This window comes from Streptomyces sp. NPDC085931, assembly GCF_044540565.1.
Lineage (GTDB): Bacteria > Actinomycetota > Actinomycetes > Streptomycetales > Streptomycetaceae > Streptomyces.
The window spans coordinates 1-15621 of the sequence record NZ_JBITSK010000028.1 but is presented as its reverse complement, the minus strand read 5'-3'; the positions used below and the strand labels follow the sequence as shown (position 1 = coordinate 15621).

Annotated in this window: 13 protein-coding genes and 1 pseudogene; 11 read left to right on the top strand and 3 right to left on the bottom strand. The window is 73.5% G+C overall.

Annotation, left to right across the window (positions count from 1 at the left end; all coding sequences use genetic code 11):
- Nucleotide 1 precedes the first annotated feature (1 nt).
- A complete protein-coding gene (locus ACIGAN_RS35335; RefSeq protein WP_399863626.1) occupies nt 2-1720 on the top strand; it encodes a BACON domain-containing protein in 1719 nt (572 codons plus the stop codon).
- A gap of 11 nt (nt 1721-1731) precedes the next feature.
- Here ACIGAN_RS35335 and ACIGAN_RS35330 read toward each other — a convergent pair whose 3' ends face one another.
- The gene (locus tag ACIGAN_RS35330; RefSeq protein ID WP_365091457.1) at nt 1732-2532 is read right to left on the bottom strand and encodes a hypothetical protein; all 801 of its coding nucleotides are present in this window, start codon (nt 2530-2532) and stop codon (nt 1732-1734) included.
- A 71-nt stretch (nt 2533-2603) separates the two neighbouring features.
- Here ACIGAN_RS35330 and ACIGAN_RS35325 point away from each other — a divergent pair, with 71 nt between their 5' ends.
- The 4 genes from ACIGAN_RS35325 to ilvD all read left to right on the top strand — a co-directional run bounded on the left by ACIGAN_RS35325 (nt 2604) and on the right by ilvD (nt 7071).
- Nucleotides 2604-3536 carry a Ppx/GppA phosphatase family protein gene (locus tag ACIGAN_RS35325; RefSeq protein ID WP_365742200.1) on the top strand — a complete coding sequence of 311 codons (933 nt, stop codon included), beginning with the start codon at nt 2604-2606 and terminating at the stop codon, nt 3534-3536.
- A gap of 95 nt (nt 3537-3631) precedes the next feature.
- Nucleotides 3632-4456: a sugar phosphate isomerase/epimerase family protein gene (locus tag ACIGAN_RS35320; RefSeq protein WP_309096665.1), complete on the top strand. Its 825-nt coding sequence runs from the start codon at nt 3632-3634 to the stop codon at nt 4454-4456.
- Nucleotides 4453-5079 (top strand): TetR/AcrR family transcriptional regulator, encoded by a 627-nt coding sequence (locus tag ACIGAN_RS35315; RefSeq protein ID WP_365091450.1) that lies wholly within the window; start codon nt 4453-4455, stop codon nt 5077-5079. Before ACIGAN_RS35320 ends, ACIGAN_RS35315 begins: the two co-directional genes overlap by 4 nt.
- 138 nt (nt 5080-5217) lie before the next feature.
- Entirely contained in the window at nt 5218-7071 is a 1854-nt protein-coding gene (ilvD, locus tag ACIGAN_RS35310; RefSeq protein WP_399863623.1) for a dihydroxy-acid dehydratase, read from the top strand.
- Nucleotides 7072-7125: 54 nt separating this feature from the next.
- On the opposite strand, the gene ACIGAN_RS35305 is transcribed toward ilvD, so the two are convergent.
- Nucleotides 7126-9264, bottom strand: a complete 2139-nt coding sequence (locus tag ACIGAN_RS35305; RefSeq protein ID WP_399863621.1) for a serine/threonine-protein kinase — start codon at nt 9262-9264, stop codon at nt 7126-7128.
- Nucleotides 9265-9445: 181 nt separating this feature from the next.
- On the opposite strand from ACIGAN_RS35305, the gene ACIGAN_RS35300 reads away from it, so the two are divergent.
- From ACIGAN_RS35300 to proC, 6 genes and pseudogenes are all read left to right on the top strand, one after another.
- Nucleotides 9446-9787, top strand: coding sequence for an SH3 domain-containing protein (locus ACIGAN_RS35300; protein WP_365742205.1), 342 nt, complete (start codon nt 9446-9448; stop codon nt 9785-9787).
- A 588-nt stretch (nt 9788-10375) separates the two neighbouring features.
- The gene (locus ACIGAN_RS35295) at nt 10376-10894 is read left to right on the top strand and encodes an EamA/RhaT family transporter (protein WP_399863619.1); all 519 of its coding nucleotides are present in this window, start codon (nt 10376-10378) and stop codon (nt 10892-10894) included.
- Between the two features lie 109 nt (nt 10895-11003).
- Nucleotides 11004-11174, top strand: a pseudogene (locus tag ACIGAN_RS35290) (SAM-dependent methyltransferase); the annotation flags it as partial.
- A gap of 143 nt (nt 11175-11317) precedes the next feature.
- Nucleotides 11318-12127, top strand: coding sequence for an ABC transporter ATP-binding protein (locus ACIGAN_RS35285; protein WP_365742209.1), 810 nt, complete (start codon nt 11318-11320; stop codon nt 12125-12127).
- A complete protein-coding gene (locus tag ACIGAN_RS35280; protein WP_399863617.1) occupies nt 12124-12969 on the top strand; it encodes an ABC transporter permease in 846 nt (281 codons plus the stop codon). Before ACIGAN_RS35285 ends, ACIGAN_RS35280 begins: the two co-directional genes overlap by 4 nt.
- Before the next feature lie 100 nt (nt 12970-13069).
- On the top strand, nt 13070-13882 hold the full coding sequence (proC, locus tag ACIGAN_RS35275) for a pyrroline-5-carboxylate reductase (protein WP_365091429.1): 813 nt from the start codon (nt 13070-13072) through the stop codon (nt 13880-13882).
- A 49-nt stretch (nt 13883-13931) separates the two neighbouring features.
- Here the strand turns inward: proC and trpS are convergent, their stop codons facing one another.
- Nucleotides 13932-14975 carry a tryptophan--tRNA ligase gene (gene trpS, locus ACIGAN_RS35270; RefSeq protein WP_399863615.1) on the bottom strand — a complete coding sequence of 348 codons (1044 nt, stop codon included), beginning with the start codon at nt 14973-14975 and terminating at the stop codon, nt 13932-13934.
- Between the last annotated feature and the right edge of the window lie 646 nt (nt 14976-15621).

Here is a 15621-nt window from a genome sequence, read left to right as displayed (position 1 = left end):
AATGATGAGCAGTTCTCCGGAGACCTCGACCCGCTCGACCCGCACGGCCGGCGCGCATCGGGCGCACCGGGAAGCGCGTGACCGCGCGGCGGCGCGCACGCTGGCGCAGCGGCCGCCCGCGCGCTACGAGCCGTACCTGGACGGCCTGTTCACCTACTGCCTGTCCGTGCTGTGCGACCACGACGCCGCGACCGCCGCCCTCGGCGACGTCCTCGCCCTCGCCGAACGCCGCGGCCGGCACGTCCCCGACGCGCCCGCGGACCGCCGGGCCTGGCTCTACGCGCTGGCCCGCTGGGCGTGCCTGCGCAAGCTGGCCGAGGCCAAGCAGAAACGTCAGAGCAGCCACGCGGCGGGCCGCGCCGACCGGCAGCGCGCCGACCGGCCGGCCGCCCCGGCCCTCTCGGAGGAGGTCCGCGAGCGGCGCCGTCGCGAACTGGCCCTGCTGGCCTGGCCGGAGGCCGCCGGCACCACCCCGGAGCAGCGCGAGGCGCTCGAACTGGCCGTGCGCCACCACCTCGCCGCCCACGAGGTCGCCGCCGTCCTCGGCATGGACGCCGCTGCCGCCCGCGACCTGCTCGCCTCCGCCGCCTGCGAGGTGGAACGCACGCGCGCGGCCCTCGCCGTCGTCGAGACCGGGGCGTGCCCGAGCGTCGCGCACCTCGTCGGCGACGACCGGCTCGTGCTCGGCACGGCCCTGCGCCGCGAGCTCGTGCGCCACGTCGACGACTGCCCGCGCTGCCGCCGCGCCGCCGAGCGCGCCATCCCCGGCCGCTGGCCCGGCACCAGCGTCACCCCCGCCGAACTGCCCGTCCTGCCGGCGCCCCGCGCGGCCCTGCACGTCGCCATGGCCCACCACCCGCGTGCGCGCAGCGCCGCGCCGCGCTTCGACCGGCGCGGCTTCCCGATGGACCCCAAGGACCACGCCGCCCGCCGCGACCGGCTCCGCGCGCGTGCCGTGACCACGACCGTCGTCGCCACCGTCGTCGCCGCCCCCGTGCTCGCCCTGTGGGCCGCCTACCGGGGCACCCCGATCGGCGAGGGCCACGACGGCCGCTCGGCCTCCGCGCGCGAGGCGGACGACCCGTTCGCCCTGGACGGCGAGATGGCGGGCGGCGGCTACGAGAACACCGGCAACGCCGGCACCCGTCCCGGCCCCCGCTTCGGCAAGGACGGCAAGGCCGACGTCTCCGTCGAGGTCATCGGCGTCGCCGGCGCCGGCCGCGCGGCCACCCTGGAGGTCTCGGCGGACAGCAGCGGCGACACCACCCTCGTCACCCTCACCGCCACCGGGCGGGCCCCGGTCCGCTGGTCCGCCACCACGGGAGCCGGCTGGCTCTACCTCAGCCAGTCCTCGGGAACGCTCCGGCCCGGCGAGACGCTGACGATCAAGGTGTACGTGGACCACCTGCGGGAGCCCGCCGGCCCCTGGCACGCGCAGGTGGCGGTCGCCCCCGTCGGGGCCGTCGTCCACATCGAGGGCTACGGCAGCGCGCCCAGCCCCTCCGGCCCCGGCCCGCGCCCCGGCGGCCCGGCCGGACCGCCCTCCACCCGGCCCGACCCGACGCCCACGACCTCCGCCCCGGACCCGACGCCGACCACCCCTCCCCCGTCGCCCGACCCGGATCCCACGCCCACCCCGACCGACCCGTCACCCACCGATCCGGCGGGCTCGACGCCGCCGCCCCCGGACGGCGGGGACCCGAGCCCGGCCACGTCGTAGGCCCCGGCCGCTCAGCCCGCCGGGTCCGCGGGATGCGGCGCGAGGAGCGGCAGCTGCGAGGCCAGGCGCGCCTCGCACAGCTCGACCAGCCGGTCGTAGCCGGCCTTGCCCATCAGCTCGATCAGCTCGGGCCGGTAGGAGACGTAGACGGGCTCGCCCGCGCCGTGCGCCGAGGTCGCCGAGGTGCACCACCAGTGCAGGTCGTGCCCGCCCGGGCCCCAGCCGCGGCGGTCGTACTCACCGATCGACACCTGCAGCACGCGCGTGTCGTCGGGCCGGTCGATCCACTCGTACGTCCGGCGCACCGGCAGCTGCCAGCACACGTCCGGCTTGGTCTCCAGCGGCTCGCGGCCCTCCTTGAGGGCCAGGATGTGCAGCGAGCAGCCCATGCCGCCCGGGAAGCCGGGCCGGTTCTGGAAGATGCAGGAGCCCTGGAAGGGCCTCGTCTGCCGCTCGCCGTCCTCGTCCTCGGAGACCCAGCCGTTGGCCGTGCCCTCGGCGTGGTGCTGCCAGATGTCCGGCGTGAGCCTGGCCACATGCCCGGCCACGCGTTGCTCGTCGTCCTCGTCGGAGAAGTGGGCACCCAACGTGCAGCACCCGTCGTCCGCGCGGCCGGCCTGGATGCCCTGGCAGCCGCTGCCGAAGATGCAGTTCCAGCGAGAGGTCAGCCATGTCAGATCGCAGCGGAACACCTGCTCGTCGTCCGCCGGATCGGGAAACTCCACCCACGCGCGAGCGAAGTCGAGCCCCTGCTCGTCGGACACCGCGACGCCCGGTGATTTGTCGCGCTTGGCCTTTTTCGTCTTTGGCACGCCTCCAGGGTACGGGCCGCATCCCCGCACCGAGGACGGCGGACGGCCCTGCTGGCAGTAGCGTTCCGTACATGAGACTCGGTGTCCTCGACGTGGGTTCGAACACGGTGCATCTGCTCGTGGTGGACGCGCACCCCGGCGCGTGCCCGCTGCCGGCGCACTCGCACAAGGCGGAACTGCGCCTCGCCCAGCTCCTCGACGGCGACGGCGCGATCGGCCCGGCCGGTGTCGACCGGCTGGTCTCGGTCGTCCACGGGGCGCTCCAGGCCGCCGAGGACAAGGGCGTCGAGGAGATGCTCCCGTTCGCCACCTCCGCCGTGCGGGAGGCCCGCAACGCCGACGAGGTCCTCGCGCGCGTGCGCGCCGAGACCGGCGTCGAGCTCCAGGTCCTCACCGGCGAGGAGGAGGCGCGCCTCACCTTCCTCGCGGCCCGCCGCTGGTTCGGCTGGTCGGCCGGGAAGCTGCTGGTCCTGGACATCGGCGGCGGCTCCCTGGAGGTCGCCTACGGCATGGACGAGGAGCCCGACGCGGCGGCCTCCCTGCCGCTGGGCGCCGGCCGCCTCACCGCCGGCTGGCTGCCCGGCGACCCGCCCGCCGCCGAGGACGTCCGGGCCCTGCGCCGCCACGTCCGCACCGAGATCGCCCGCACCGTCGGCGAGTTCAGCCGCCTGGGCGCCCCCGACCACGTCGTCGCCACGTCCAAGACCTTCAAGCAGCTGGCCCGCATAGCCGGCGCGGCCCGCTCCGCCGACGGTCCGTACGTGCAGCGGGAACTGAAGCGGGAGTCGGTGGAGAGCTGGGTGCCGAAGCTGGCCGGCATGACCGAGCGGGAACGGGCCGGACTCCCCGGTGTCTCGGAGGGCAGGGCGGGCCAGCTGCTGGCCGGTGCCCTGGTGGCCGAGGCCGCGATGGACCTGTTCGGCGTGGAGCGGGTGGAGATCTGCCCCTGGGCGCTCCGCGAGGGCGTCATCCTGCGCCGGCTCGATCACATGGAGTCCGCGTAGGCGCCCCGCGCCGGGCGGCCCCTGCACGTGGCAATCACCACAACGGCGAACGGACACCCCACGACCTGCCCACCCCACCCCGTAACCTGTCCTGCATGGCAGAGCCAGCCGTGAAGATCCCGGACGCGAAGGTCGCCCTGTCGACGGCCTCGGTCTACCCGGAGTCGACGGCCACGGCCTTCGAGATCGCCGCGCGCCTCGGTTACGACGGAGTCGAGGTCATGGTCTGGACCGACCCGGTCAGCCAGGACATCGAGGCCCTGCGCAGACTGAGCGACTACCACCGCATCCCGATCCTGGCCGTGCACGCCCCCTGCCTGCTCATCACGCAGCGCGTGTGGTCCACCGACCCGTGGACCAAGCTCCAGCGGGCCCGGGCGGCGGCCGAGAAGCTGGACGCGTCCACGGTCGTGGTCCACCCCCCGTTCCGCTGGCAGCGCCAGTACGCCCGGGACTTCGTCACCGGCATCTGGCGCATGGCGAACGAGACGGACGTACGGTTCGCCGTCGAGAACATGTACCCCTGGCGCTACCGCGACCGCGAGATGCTCGCCTACGCCCCCGACTGGGACGTCACCAAGGACGACTACCGCCACTTCACGATCGACCTCAGCCACACCGCGACGGCCCGCTCCGACGCCCTGGCCATGGTCGACCGCATGGGCGACCGCCTCGGCCACGTCCACCTCGCCGACGGCCGCGGCTCCGCCAAGGACGAGCACCTGGTGCCCGGCCGCGGCACCCAGCCCTGCGCCGAGGTGCTGGAGCGGCTCGCCCTGACCGGCTTCGACGGCCATGTCGTCATCGAGGTCAACACCCGCCGCGCCATGTCGAGCGCGGAGCGCGAGGCCGACCTGGCCGAGGCCCTGGCCTTCACCCGGCTCCACCTGGCCTCGGCCGCGAAGGTGCCGCGCCGATGACCGACCGGCCCCCGGCCGGACCCGGACCTGCGGCCCGCCGCCGCGGCCGCCCCCCGCGCACGGAGTCCGCCGACACCCGCGACCGCATCCTCACCGCCGCCCGCGACGAGTTCTCCGAGCGCGGCTACGAGAAGACGTCCGTGCGCGGCATCGCCAAGACCGCCGGGGTCGACCCGGCCCTCGTGCACCACTACTTCGGCACCAAGGAACAGGTCTTCGAGGCCGCGATCACCCAGTCCTTCGGACCCGCCCTGCAGGCCCCGCGGGCCATCGAGGAGGGCCCGCTCGACGGGGTGGGGGAGCGGCTGGCCCGGTTCTTCTTCGGCGTCTGGGAGAACCCGGGGACCCGCGCACCGCTGCTCGCCATCGTCCGCTCGGCCCTGACCAACGACACCGCGGCCGCCGTCTTCCGCCGGATCGTCGCCACCCAGGTCCTGCGCCGCATCGCCGGACGCCTGGACCTGCCCGACGCGGAGCTGCGCGCCGAGCTGGCCGCCGCCCAGCTCGTGGGCACGGCGATCCTGCGCTACGTCATCAAGGTCGAGCCGCTGGCCTCGGCGGAGCCGGAGCAGATCATCGCCCGGCTGGCCCCCGTCGTCCAGGAACACCTGACCGGTCCCTAGCCCGGGCGAGGGCCGCCGACGAGACGGGCATCCCGCATTCCGGACACTGCGTCCCGCCCTCTGGATGACCGGCGTACGCTCGACAGCAGTCAGAAATCTCCGAATCCTCTGACGCAGTCTCTGAAGGAGCGAGCGACGATGCCCGAGCTGAGGTCCCGCACAGTCACCCACGGCCGCAACATGGCGGGCGCCCGCGCCCTGATGCGCGCCTCCGGTGTACCGGGTGCGGACATCGGCCGCAAGCCGATCATCGCGGTCGCCAACAGCTTCACGGAGTTCGTCCCCGGCCACACGCACCTGGCGCCGGTCGGCCGGATCGTCAGCGAGGCGGTGATCGAGGCCGGCGGCATCCCGCGCGAGTTCAACACCATCGCCGTGGACGACGGCATCGCGATGGGTCACGGCGGCATGCTCTACTCCCTGCCCTCCCGCGACCTGATCGCGGACAGCGTGGAGTACATGGTCGAGGCCCACTGCGCCGACGCCCTGATCTGCATCTCCAACTGCGACAAGATCACCCCGGGCATGCTCAACGCCGCCCTGCGGCTGAACATCCCCACGGTGTTCGTCTCCGGCGGCCCGATGGAGTCCGGCCGCGCCACCCTCGTCGACGGAACGGTCCGCACGCTCGACCTGGTCGACGCGATCTCCGACGCGGTCAACGACAAGATCTCCGACGAGGACATCCTCCGCATCGAGGAGAACGCCTGCCCGACCTGCGGCTCCTGTTCCGGCATGTTCACCGCCAACTCGATGAACTGCCTGACCGAGGCCATCGGCCTGTCCCTGCCGGGCAACGGCTCGGTCCTCGCCACGCACACGGCCCGCAAGCAGCTCTACGTCAACGCGGCCCGGACCGTCATGGACATCACCCGCCGCTACTACGAGCAGGACGACGACACGGTCCTGCCGCGCAGCGTGGCGTCCTTCGCGGCCTTCGAGAACGCCATGGCCCTCGACATCGCCATGGGCGGCTCCACCAACACGATCCTGCACCTGCTGGCCGCCGCCCAGGAGGCGGGCGTCCCCTTCGGCCTGGAGGAGATCAACGAGGTCTCCCGCCGCGTGCCGTGCCTGGCCAAGGTGGCCCCGAACGTGGCCAAGGACCGCACGTACTACATGGAGGACGTGCACCGCGCCGGCGGCATCCCCGCCCTGCTGGGCGAGCTGCACCGCGCGGGCCTGCTCAACGAGGACGTGCACTCCGTCCACAGCCCCTCCCTCGCCGACTGGCTGAAGACCTGGGACGTGCGCGGCGGCTCCCCGTCCCCGGAGGCTGTCGAGCTGTGGCACGCGGCCCCCGGCTGCGTCCGCTCCGCCGAGGCCTTCTCCCAGTCCGAGCGCTGGGAGACCCTGGACGAGGACGCCGAGGGCGGCTGCATCCGCTCCGCCGAGCACGCCTACTCCAAGGACGGCGGCCTCGCGGTCCTCAAGGGCAACCTGGCCGTGGACGGCTGCGTCGTGAAGACGGCCGGCGTCGACGAGTCCATCTGGACCTTCGAGGGCCCGGCGGTCGTCTGCGAGTCCCAGGAGGAGGCCGTCCAGAAGATCCTGACCCAGCAGGTCAAGGACGGCGACGTGGTCGTCATCCGCTACGAGGGACCCAAGGGCGGCCCCGGCATGCAGGAGATGCTCTACCCGACCTCGTACCTGAAGGGCCGCGGCCTGGGGAAGACCTGCGCGCTCGTCACCGACGGCCGCTTCTCCGGCGGCACTTCGGGCCTGTCCATCGGGCACGCCTCCCCGGAGGCGGCCGCGGGCGGCACCATCGCCCTGGTCGAGGACGGCGACCGCATCCGCATCGACATCCCGAACCGCTCGATCGAGCTGCTGGTCGACGACGCCGAACTGGCCCGCCGCGAGCAGGCCCTGAACGGCCGGTACGCCCCCAAGAACCGCGACCGCAAGGTCTCCGCCGCGCTGCGCGCCTACGCGGCGATGGCGACCAGCGCGGACAAGGGCGCGGTCCGGGACGTGTCGAAGCTGGGCTGAGCTTCACCGTGAGGGCCGCTCCCCTTCACCGGGGGCGGCCCCCGCGCATGCCGCCTACCAGCCGGCCGGGTCGCGCCCGCTCACGGCGAAGACCGTCCCGTCCGGGGCGCTGCCGTAGACCCGGCCGCCCACCACCACCGGCTCGGGAAGGGCGGCCGGCACCCGGTCCGACTGCGCGCCCAGCCGGGGCGGCGTCTGCCCGAGGAGCTTCCCGCGCCGCGCGTCCACGCCGAGCAGCCGCCCGTCGGGCGCGGTGACGTACACATGCCGGCCGTCGGCGACCGGCCTCGACCCCCGCACGACCCCCGTCTGCAGACTCCACAGCTGCTCGCGCGCCGCCAGGTCGACGGCGACCAGCGCCCCGCCCGCCGCCATGAGGTGCACGACGTTCCCGCGCACACTGCCCGCGGCCTGTTGCAGCGGCACCCGCAGCGGCACCCGCACGCTCTCGCGGCCGCGGGGGTCGTAGCGCACCACGGCCCGCGTCTCCTGCGTGGCCGCGTCGGCCGCGACGAAGACGACCGCCCCGTCGGCCGTCCCGACGGGTTCCAGGCTCCCGTCGAGGTCCGCCCGCCACCGCACGTCGCCCGACCGCGGATCCACCGCCGTGACCCGGGTGCGGGTGCCGTCGGCGGCCACATCCGCCGCGTAGGCGAGCGGATCCCCGGCGAACGAGACGAAGTAGGGCACCTCATGGCCCGCGACGCGGTGACTCCACCGCACGTCACCGGTGGCCCCGTCCACGCCGCTGACCGTGCCGTCGGACGCCGTGAGCAGCACCGTGCCGCCCACCGCCCGCAGCCCCCCGTGGGCGGGCAGCTCCGTACGCCGGGCCACCTCACCCGAGGCGACCTCGAGCGCGGTCAGCCCGCGCCCCTGCCCGAGCCCGCCGAGCACCAGCCGGCCCGACACGGCGGGCGGACCGGCCGGTGGCCCACTGGCGGCGGTGCCTTCCAGCGCGTGCCGCCACCGCAGCCGCCCGTCCATGGGATCGAGGGCGTAGACCACTCCGTCCCGGGCGCAGAGCAGCGCGCCCGCCGCGTAGGAGCACTGCGGCACGCCGCTTCGGCCCACCGGCCCGGCCACCCACCCGGTGAAGGCGGCAGCGGTGGTGCGCGGTGAGGCGACCTCCGGCCCCGGACCGCCGCCCCCGGCCAGGGACACCGACGCCAGCGCCCCGGCCAGGGCCAGCCCCACGGCCCCGGCGACCACGGCCCCCCGCCTGCCGAATCGCCGCCGGGCCGGCTCGCCCTCCGCGGAGGCCTCCGGGACGGGCGCGGCTTCCGCCACCTCGTGCCCGGCCCGCTCCGTCCCTTCTTCCTCCTCCGCGGCCCGGCGCGGCACGAAGGCCTGGGTGTCGTACGAGGCCGCCACCGAGCGCAGTTCCCGCATCAACGCGTCGGGCGAGGGCCGGTCCTCGGGCTCCTTGGCCAGGCACCGCAGCACGAGCGGCGCCAACTCCTCTGGCACGCCGGTGAGTTCGGGTTCGTCGTGCACCACCTGGTAGGCGACGACGTACGGGCTGTCGGAGTCGAACGGCCCGCGCCCGGTCGCCGCGTGCACCATGACGGACCCGAGGGCGAACACGTCGGCGGCGGGCCCGACTTCCCTCGGGCGCCGGAACTGCTCGGGCGCCATGAAGGGCGGCGTACCGATGAGCTTGCCGGTCTCGGTCCGCAACTCGCTGTCGGCGGGCCGCGAGATGCCGAAGTCGATGACCTTCGGCCCGTCCTCGGCGAGCAGCACGTTGCTCGGCTTCAGATCCCGGTGCACGACCCCGACCCGGTGGATGTCCCGCAGGGCCTCCGCGAGCCCGGCCATCAGCCGGCGCAACTGGGCGGGCGCCAGCGGCCCGTTCCGCTTCACCTCCTGGGCGAGGGTGGGACCCGGGATGAACAGCGTGGCCATCCAGGGCCGCCCGGCCTCCGGATCGGCGTCGACGACCGGCGCGGTGAAGGCCCCGCTGACCCGCCGGGCCGCCGCCACCTCCTGCCGGAAACGGCCCCTGAACTCGGGGTCCTTGGCGAACTCCGCATGCACGACCTTCACGGCGAGCTTCATCCCCGAGGTGCTGCGGGCCAGGTGCACCACACCCATGCCGCCCGAGCCCAGACAGGACTCCAGCCGGTAGTGACCGGCGTATTCAGGAAGTTCCGCTTCCGGGCCCGCTCCGGCGTTCCGCTGTGACGCCATGGGACCACCCCCGTGCTGTTCGTCCGCCCGCGCGACGCACGGAGCCTAGTCGATGACTCCTGCCGGACAGAGGCGGCTTGCCCGCCTCCGACGGTTGTTTGCGCACAGATGTTTGAGGGCGTGACTCCGGGGAATCAACGGGACCCCATGGCAGCCATGGGGTCAACGGGGGAGGTACACCATGTCAGTCGAGCCTGTCGAGATCGAGCGCACCGAACAGCCCGAGGAGCCGACCGGCGCCGCCATGCCGCAGGTCACCACACTGGCCGCGGCGGTCACGACGTATCCGACCGCACCCGGCGTCAGCCTCAACGTCCGCAGCGGCCCCGGCACGGGCTACCCGATCGTCAAGGTCCTGCCCGCGGGATCCCGGGTCGCCATCAACTGCCAGTCACCCGGCACCTGGGTCACGGGCCCGTACGGCACGACGAACATCTGGGACAACATCGCCAGCGGCCAGTACGTCTCGGACGCCTACGTGAACACGGGCAGCGACGGCTACATCCGGCCCCGCTGCTCCTGATCCGACGGGACCGCCGTGGCCCGCCCCCACCGCGGGCCACGGCGCGCTCACCCAGAGCGCCGTGCCACCGGGCAGCGACAAAGCCCCACCCGCCCCGCCCGACCCGCGCAAGGCACGGGCCGCGTCCGCGGGTGTCGGCCGCACCGGCGGTCGCGCGGAAGGGCTGGGCCGCATCTGCGGATGTCCGCCGCACTGGCGGTCGCGCGGAAGGGGCGTGAGGTGTCCGGGTGTCCGCCGCACCCGCCATCACGCGGAGAGGCGTCGGGCCTGTTCGGGGATGAATGCCGCACTCGCCGGACGGCGTAAGGGGCCGTGTCGGGGGGTGTCCGCCCGCAGCGGTTGGCGCGTCGACGCCAGTGAGTCGGTGACGAGGTCCATCGCGCCGTTCCGAGGACGGACACCCCCCCGCGCGGCCCCCCCCCCCCCCCCCCCCCCCCCCCCCCCCCCCCCCCCCCCCCCCCCCCCCCCCCCCCCGGCCCCCCCCCGCCCCACCACCGCCGCGCACGCGAAGCCGCGCACCCCACCCACCCGCACAGGCCGCGGCCGCCGCAGGCACCCGCCGAAACGGCCCCGAGCCATAATCGAGCCGTGAGCGCAGAGACCGGCACCCCGAGCCCCAAGGGCCCCCGCCCCCAGGGCGCCAGCCCCGACGGCCCCCACCCCCAACCCCTCCGGTTCTTCGGCACGACCTGGCTGAACCACGACAGCGGCTACACCGCCCGCCGCGTCGCCGTGGCCGCCGGCTCCCTCGCCGCCGCCGTCGCCTCCTGTCTCGTCCTCCGCCTCGCCTACCAGGGCCTGCAGATCGCCGCGATCGGCGGCTTCGTCTCGCTCCTCATGATCGTCATGTTCGCGGTCTGCAGCGCGATGGCCTTCCGCCACACCTGGGACGGCTTCACGAGCCGCCCCGACCCCGACCGCCAGGCCTCCCTCCGCGGCCTGCTCTCCATCGGCTTCGTCGGCTCCCTCCTCGCCTACTTCCTCCGCTCCCTCACCGAGGCCCCCGGCGAGAAGCTCCACCGCGCCGAGTACGAGTCGGCCCGCCGGCAGTACGAGAAGCGCACGACCCGCCGCTCGGGCAACCCGTCGAGGAAACGCCGCGCCTGACGACCGCCTGGCCGGGAGCCACGCGACCCCGAGGCGACACCGCAAACCGCGCGACGCTCCACACTCCTTCAACGCCGCCGCAGCCCAGTACGCGGCCAATCGCCCCACCACACACCTGGCCAACATCGGCAGCCACTCGGTCTTCCTCGTCCACGGCGAGGAACACACCGCGTCCTTCCTCGCCGCGGAACGCGAGCACCTGCTCAGTACCTTCCCGGACGGCCACGTGGAAGAGGTCTACGAGGCGATCCTCCTGCTCGCCACATCTCCCACGACCTGACACCGCTGCCCCGCCACCCCGGCCCGCCGGTCCACCACCCGGCCCCCGGTCCGCAACCCCCGACCTCCCGGCCCGCCACCCCCGCCCCCCGGCCTGCCACCCCACCCTTGACGCCCCCCACCCCCGAGAGCATTATTCATCACATGATGAATAATGCTCCCGGTCCACCGCCCCACCCCGCCCCCCACCAGGAACCCGCCGTCCACGCCCGGAACCTCACCGTCACCCGCGGCTCCCGCACCGTCCTGCGCGACCTCGCCTTCACCGTCCCCCGAGGCCGCATCACCGGCCTGCTCGGACCCTCCGGCTGCGGCAAGTCCACCCTCATGCGCGCGATCGTCGGCACCCAGGCCAACGTCACCGGCACCCTCGACGTCCTCGGCCACCCCGCAGGCCACCCCACCCTGCGCACCCGCATCGGCTACGTCACCCAGGCACCCTCCGTCTACGACGACCTGACCGTCCGGCAGAACCTCGACTACTTCGCCGCGATCCTCGACCCCGGCCGCCCCGCGGCCGACCGCCGCCACGAGCACGTCACCCGGGCCATCGCCGACGTCGACCTCACCACCCACGCCGACGCCCTGGCCGGCAACCTCTCCGGCGGCCAGCGCAACCGCGTCTCCCTGGCCGTCGCCCTCCTCGGCGCCCCCGAACTGATGGTCCTCGACGAACCCACCGTCGGCCTCGACCCGGTCCTGCGCCGCGACCTGTGGGCCCTCTTCCACGACATCGCGACCAGCCGCGGCGCGACCCTCCTGGTCTCCTCGCACGTCATGGACGAGGCCGAGCGGTGCCACCGCCTCCTCCTCATGCGCGAGGGGGAGGTCCTGGCCGACGACACCCCCGACGCCCTGCGCACCCGCACCGGAGCCGGAACGGTCGAGGACGCCTTCCTCCACCTGGTCGACGAGGCCAAGGCCGCCGCCCGCACCAAGGAGACGACCCGATGAACCCCACGCCCGCCGGCGCCACGCCCACCGGCACCACACCCGCCCCCTCCACCCCCTCCACCCCCTCCGCGCCCTCCGCGCCCACCCCCACCCGCCCCCGGGCCCTGAGCGCGTCCCGCACCACCGCCACCGCGGCCCGGGTCCTGCGCCAGCTCAGCCACGACCCCCGCACCATCGCGCTGCTGATCCTCATCCCCTGCGTGATGCTGCTCCTGCTCCGCTACGTCTTCGACGGCAGCCCCCGCACCTTCGACAGCATCGGCGCCTCCCTCCTCGGGATCTTCCCGCTGATCACGATGTTCCTGGTGACCTCCATAGCCACCCTGCGCGAACGCACCTCGGGCACCCTGGAACGCCTCCTCGCCCTGCCCCTCGGCAAAGGCGACCTGATCGCCGGCTACGCCCTCGCCTTCGGCACCCTCGCGATCATCCAGTCCGCCCTGGCCACGGGCCTCGCGCTCTGGCTCCTCGGCCTCGACGTCACCGGCAGCCCCTGGCTCCTCCTGCTGGTGGCGCTGCTCGACGCCCTCCTCGGCACGGCCCTCGGCCTCTTCGTCTCGGCCTTCGCGGCCTCGGAATTCCAGGCGGTCCAGTTCATGCCGGCGGTGATCTTCCCCCAGCTCCTGCTCTGCGGCCTGTTCACCCCGCGCGACGACATGCACCCGGTCCTGGAGACCCTCTCCGACGTCCTGCCCATGTCCTACGCCGTCGACGGCATGAACGAGGTCCTCCACCACACCGACATGACGGCCGCCTTCGTCCGCGACGTCCTGATCGTCGCCGGCTGCGCTCTGCTCGTCCTGGCCCTGGGCGCGGCCACCCTCAGACGCCGGACGGCATAGCCCCCGCCCGCATCCCGCCCAGCGGACACCCGAGCCGCCCCCCACCCCCCGGTGCGAGGATGGACCCCGGACGACGCACCCTTCGGAGGCACCCCGCGCCATGACCCAGAAAGTCGCAGTCCTCGGCACCGGCAAGATCGGCGAAGCCCTGCTCAGCGGAATGATCCGCGCCGGCTGGACCCCGGCCGACCTCCTGGTCACCGCCCGCCGCCGGGAACGGGCGGAGGAACTCCGCACCCGCTACGGCGTCACCCCGGTCACCAACGCCGAGGCCGCCAAGACCGCCGACACCCTCATCCTCACGGTCAAGCCGCAGGACATGGGCACCCTCCTCGACGAACTCGCCCCCCACGTGCCCGTCGACCGCCTGGTCATCAGCGGCGCCGCCGGCATTCCCACGGCCTACTTCGAGGAACGCCTGGCCCCCGGCACCCCGGTCGTCCGCGTCATGACGAACACCCCCGCCCTGGTCGACGAGGCCATGTCCGTCATCTCCGCCGGCACCCACGCCACCGCCGACCACCTCGCCCACACCGAGGAGATCTTCGGCGCCGTCGGCAAGACGCTCCGCGTCCCCGAGTCCCAGCAGGACGCCTGCACCGCCCTCTCCGGATCGGGACCGGCCTACTTCTTCTACCTGGTCGAGGCCATGACCGACGCCGGCATCCTCCTCGGCCTGCCCCGCGACAAGGCCCACGACCTCATCGTCCAGTCGGCCATCGGCGCCGCGACGATGCTCCGCGACAGCGGCGAACACCCGGTCAAGCTCCGCGAGAACGTCACCTCCCCCGCCGGCACGACGATCAACGCCATCCGCGAACTGGAGAACCACGGCGTGCGGGCCGCCCTCATCGCGGCCCTCGAAGCCGCCCGGGACCGCAGCCGCGCCCTGGCCACCGGCAACAACAGCTGACCACCGGCAAGGGGCGGCCCCGCACGGCCGCCCCCACCGCCCGGTCACCTCACCCGGTCACCCCGGCCACCCCCGCTCGGACACCGGCCCCCTCGGTCACCGCGGGCAGCAGCCCGATCGCCCGGTACGCGGCATCCACCGTCGGCCGCGCCATCCCCCGGGCCCGCTCGGCCCCGTCCCGCAGCACCCCCTCCACATAAGCGGGATCCGTACACAACTCCCTGTGCCTCTCCCGCAAGGGCCGGAGCACCTCGACCACGGCCTCCGCGGTGTCCTTCTTCAGGTCCCCGTACGACGTGTACGCACCGCTCAACAGCTCCGGATCCCCACCCGTGCACGCCGCGAGGATCTCCAGCAGATTGGCCAGCCCCGGCCGGGCCTCCCGGTCGTACACGACCTCCCGCCCGCTGTCGGTCACCGCCCGCATGACCTTCCTCCGCACCACGTCCGGCTCGTCCAGCAGATAGACGATCCCCGGCCCGACGTCGTCGCTCTTGCCCATCTTCGACGTCGGCTCCTGCAGGTTCATCACCCGCGCGGCGACCCCGGGCCGCGTGGCCCGCGGCACCACGAACGTGTGCCCGTACCGCTGGTTGAACCGCACGGCCAGATCACGCGCCAGCTCCACGTGCTGCCGCTGATCGTCCCCCACCGGCACCTCACCGGCCCCGTACGCCAGGATGTCCGCCGCCATCAGCACGGGATACGTCAGCAGCGACAGCCGCACACTCCCACCCCGCCGCCGCTCCCGCGCGGCCTTCTCCTTGTACTGGATCATCCGCCGCATCTCGCCGTCGGTGGCCACGCACTCCAGCACGTACGACAACCGCGCGTGCTCGTCCACATGACTCTGCACGAACACCGTGCACCGTTCGGGATCCAGCCCGGACGCCAGCAACAGCGTCGCCGCCTGCCGGCTGAGCCGCCGCACCCCCGCGGGATCGTGGTCCACGGTCAGCGCGTGCAGATCCACGACGCAGAACAGGGCGTCGGCCGCGTGCTGATCGACCTCGGCCCACCGCCGCATGGCCCCCAGGTAGTTCCCCAGCGTCAGATGCCCGGTCGGCTTGATCCCGCTGAAGACCCGTGTCATCTCTTCTCCACCTCCTGGTCGTGACCACCGCCCCGGGCGGCCGCCCCTCGGTGATCCAGGAGGGAGAAACACGAACGGCCGCCGAAGCGGCGGCCGTTGAGTGCATACGTGAGGACGGCCGCCGTCAGGCGGCCCACCAGAACTGGCTGCACGTACGCGTCGTCATGCCCTCCACCGTACGCCCCCGGAGCCCTCGGCACCCGAGAGTTGACACGCCTGGACCCGCTCCGTAGGGTTCTCCGAGTTGCCCGACGTGAGCGCCGACTCCGGTCGGTCCCCGGGCAGCCAATCCGCAGGTACCAACCACTACTCGACGCAGTAGCCCTGTCGTCGTTTCATTGGCGTGCGTATTCGCGGAATGAGGAATCCCCGTTCGAAAGGACGCGGCCCCCGATTGGCTCGGGAGCCGGGGAATCCGCTAAAGTCTCACTCGTCGGAACGGCCCAACAGCCGCGAAGACGAATCCCGCTGACCGGGAATCAGGCCCGAAAGGATCTGATAGAGTCGGAACCGCCGGAAAGGGAAACGCGAAAGCGAAAACCTGGAAAGCACCGAGGAAATCGGGTCGAGAAAAGATCTGATAGAGTCGGAAACGCAAGACCGAAGGGAAGCGCCCGGAGGAAAGCCCGAGAGGGTGAGTACAAAG

Coding starts and splice junctions, on each gene's coding strand:
- ACIGAN_RS35335 (WP_399863626.1), top strand. CDS start 2: ATGATGAGCAGTTCTCCGGAGACCTCGACCCGCTCGACCCGCACGGCC.
- ACIGAN_RS35325 (WP_365742200.1), top strand. CDS start 2,604: ATGAGACTCGGTGTCCTCGACGTGGGTTCGAACACGGTGCATCTGCTC.
- ACIGAN_RS35320 (WP_309096665.1), top strand. CDS start 3,632: ATGGCAGAGCCAGCCGTGAAGATCCCGGACGCGAAGGTCGCCCTGTCG.
- ACIGAN_RS35315 (WP_365091450.1), top strand. CDS start 4,453: ATGACCGACCGGCCCCCGGCCGGACCCGGACCTGCGGCCCGCCGCCGC.
- ilvD (WP_399863623.1), top strand. CDS start 5,218: ATGCCCGAGCTGAGGTCCCGCACAGTCACCCACGGCCGCAACATGGCG.
- ACIGAN_RS35305 (WP_399863621.1), bottom strand. CDS start 9,264: ATGGCGTCACAGCGGAACGCCGGAGCGGGCCCGGAAGCGGAACTTCCT.
- ACIGAN_RS35300 (WP_365742205.1), top strand. CDS start 9,446: ATGTCAGTCGAGCCTGTCGAGATCGAGCGCACCGAACAGCCCGAGGAG.
- ACIGAN_RS35285 (WP_365742209.1), top strand. CDS start 11,318: ATGATGAATAATGCTCCCGGTCCACCGCCCCACCCCGCCCCCCACCAG.
- ACIGAN_RS35280 (WP_399863617.1), top strand. CDS start 12,124: ATGAACCCCACGCCCGCCGGCGCCACGCCCACCGGCACCACACCCGCC.
- proC (WP_365091429.1), top strand. CDS start 13,070: ATGACCCAGAAAGTCGCAGTCCTCGGCACCGGCAAGATCGGCGAAGCC.
- trpS (WP_399863615.1), bottom strand. CDS start 14,975: ATGACACGGGTCTTCAGCGGGATCAAGCCGACCGGGCATCTGACGCTG.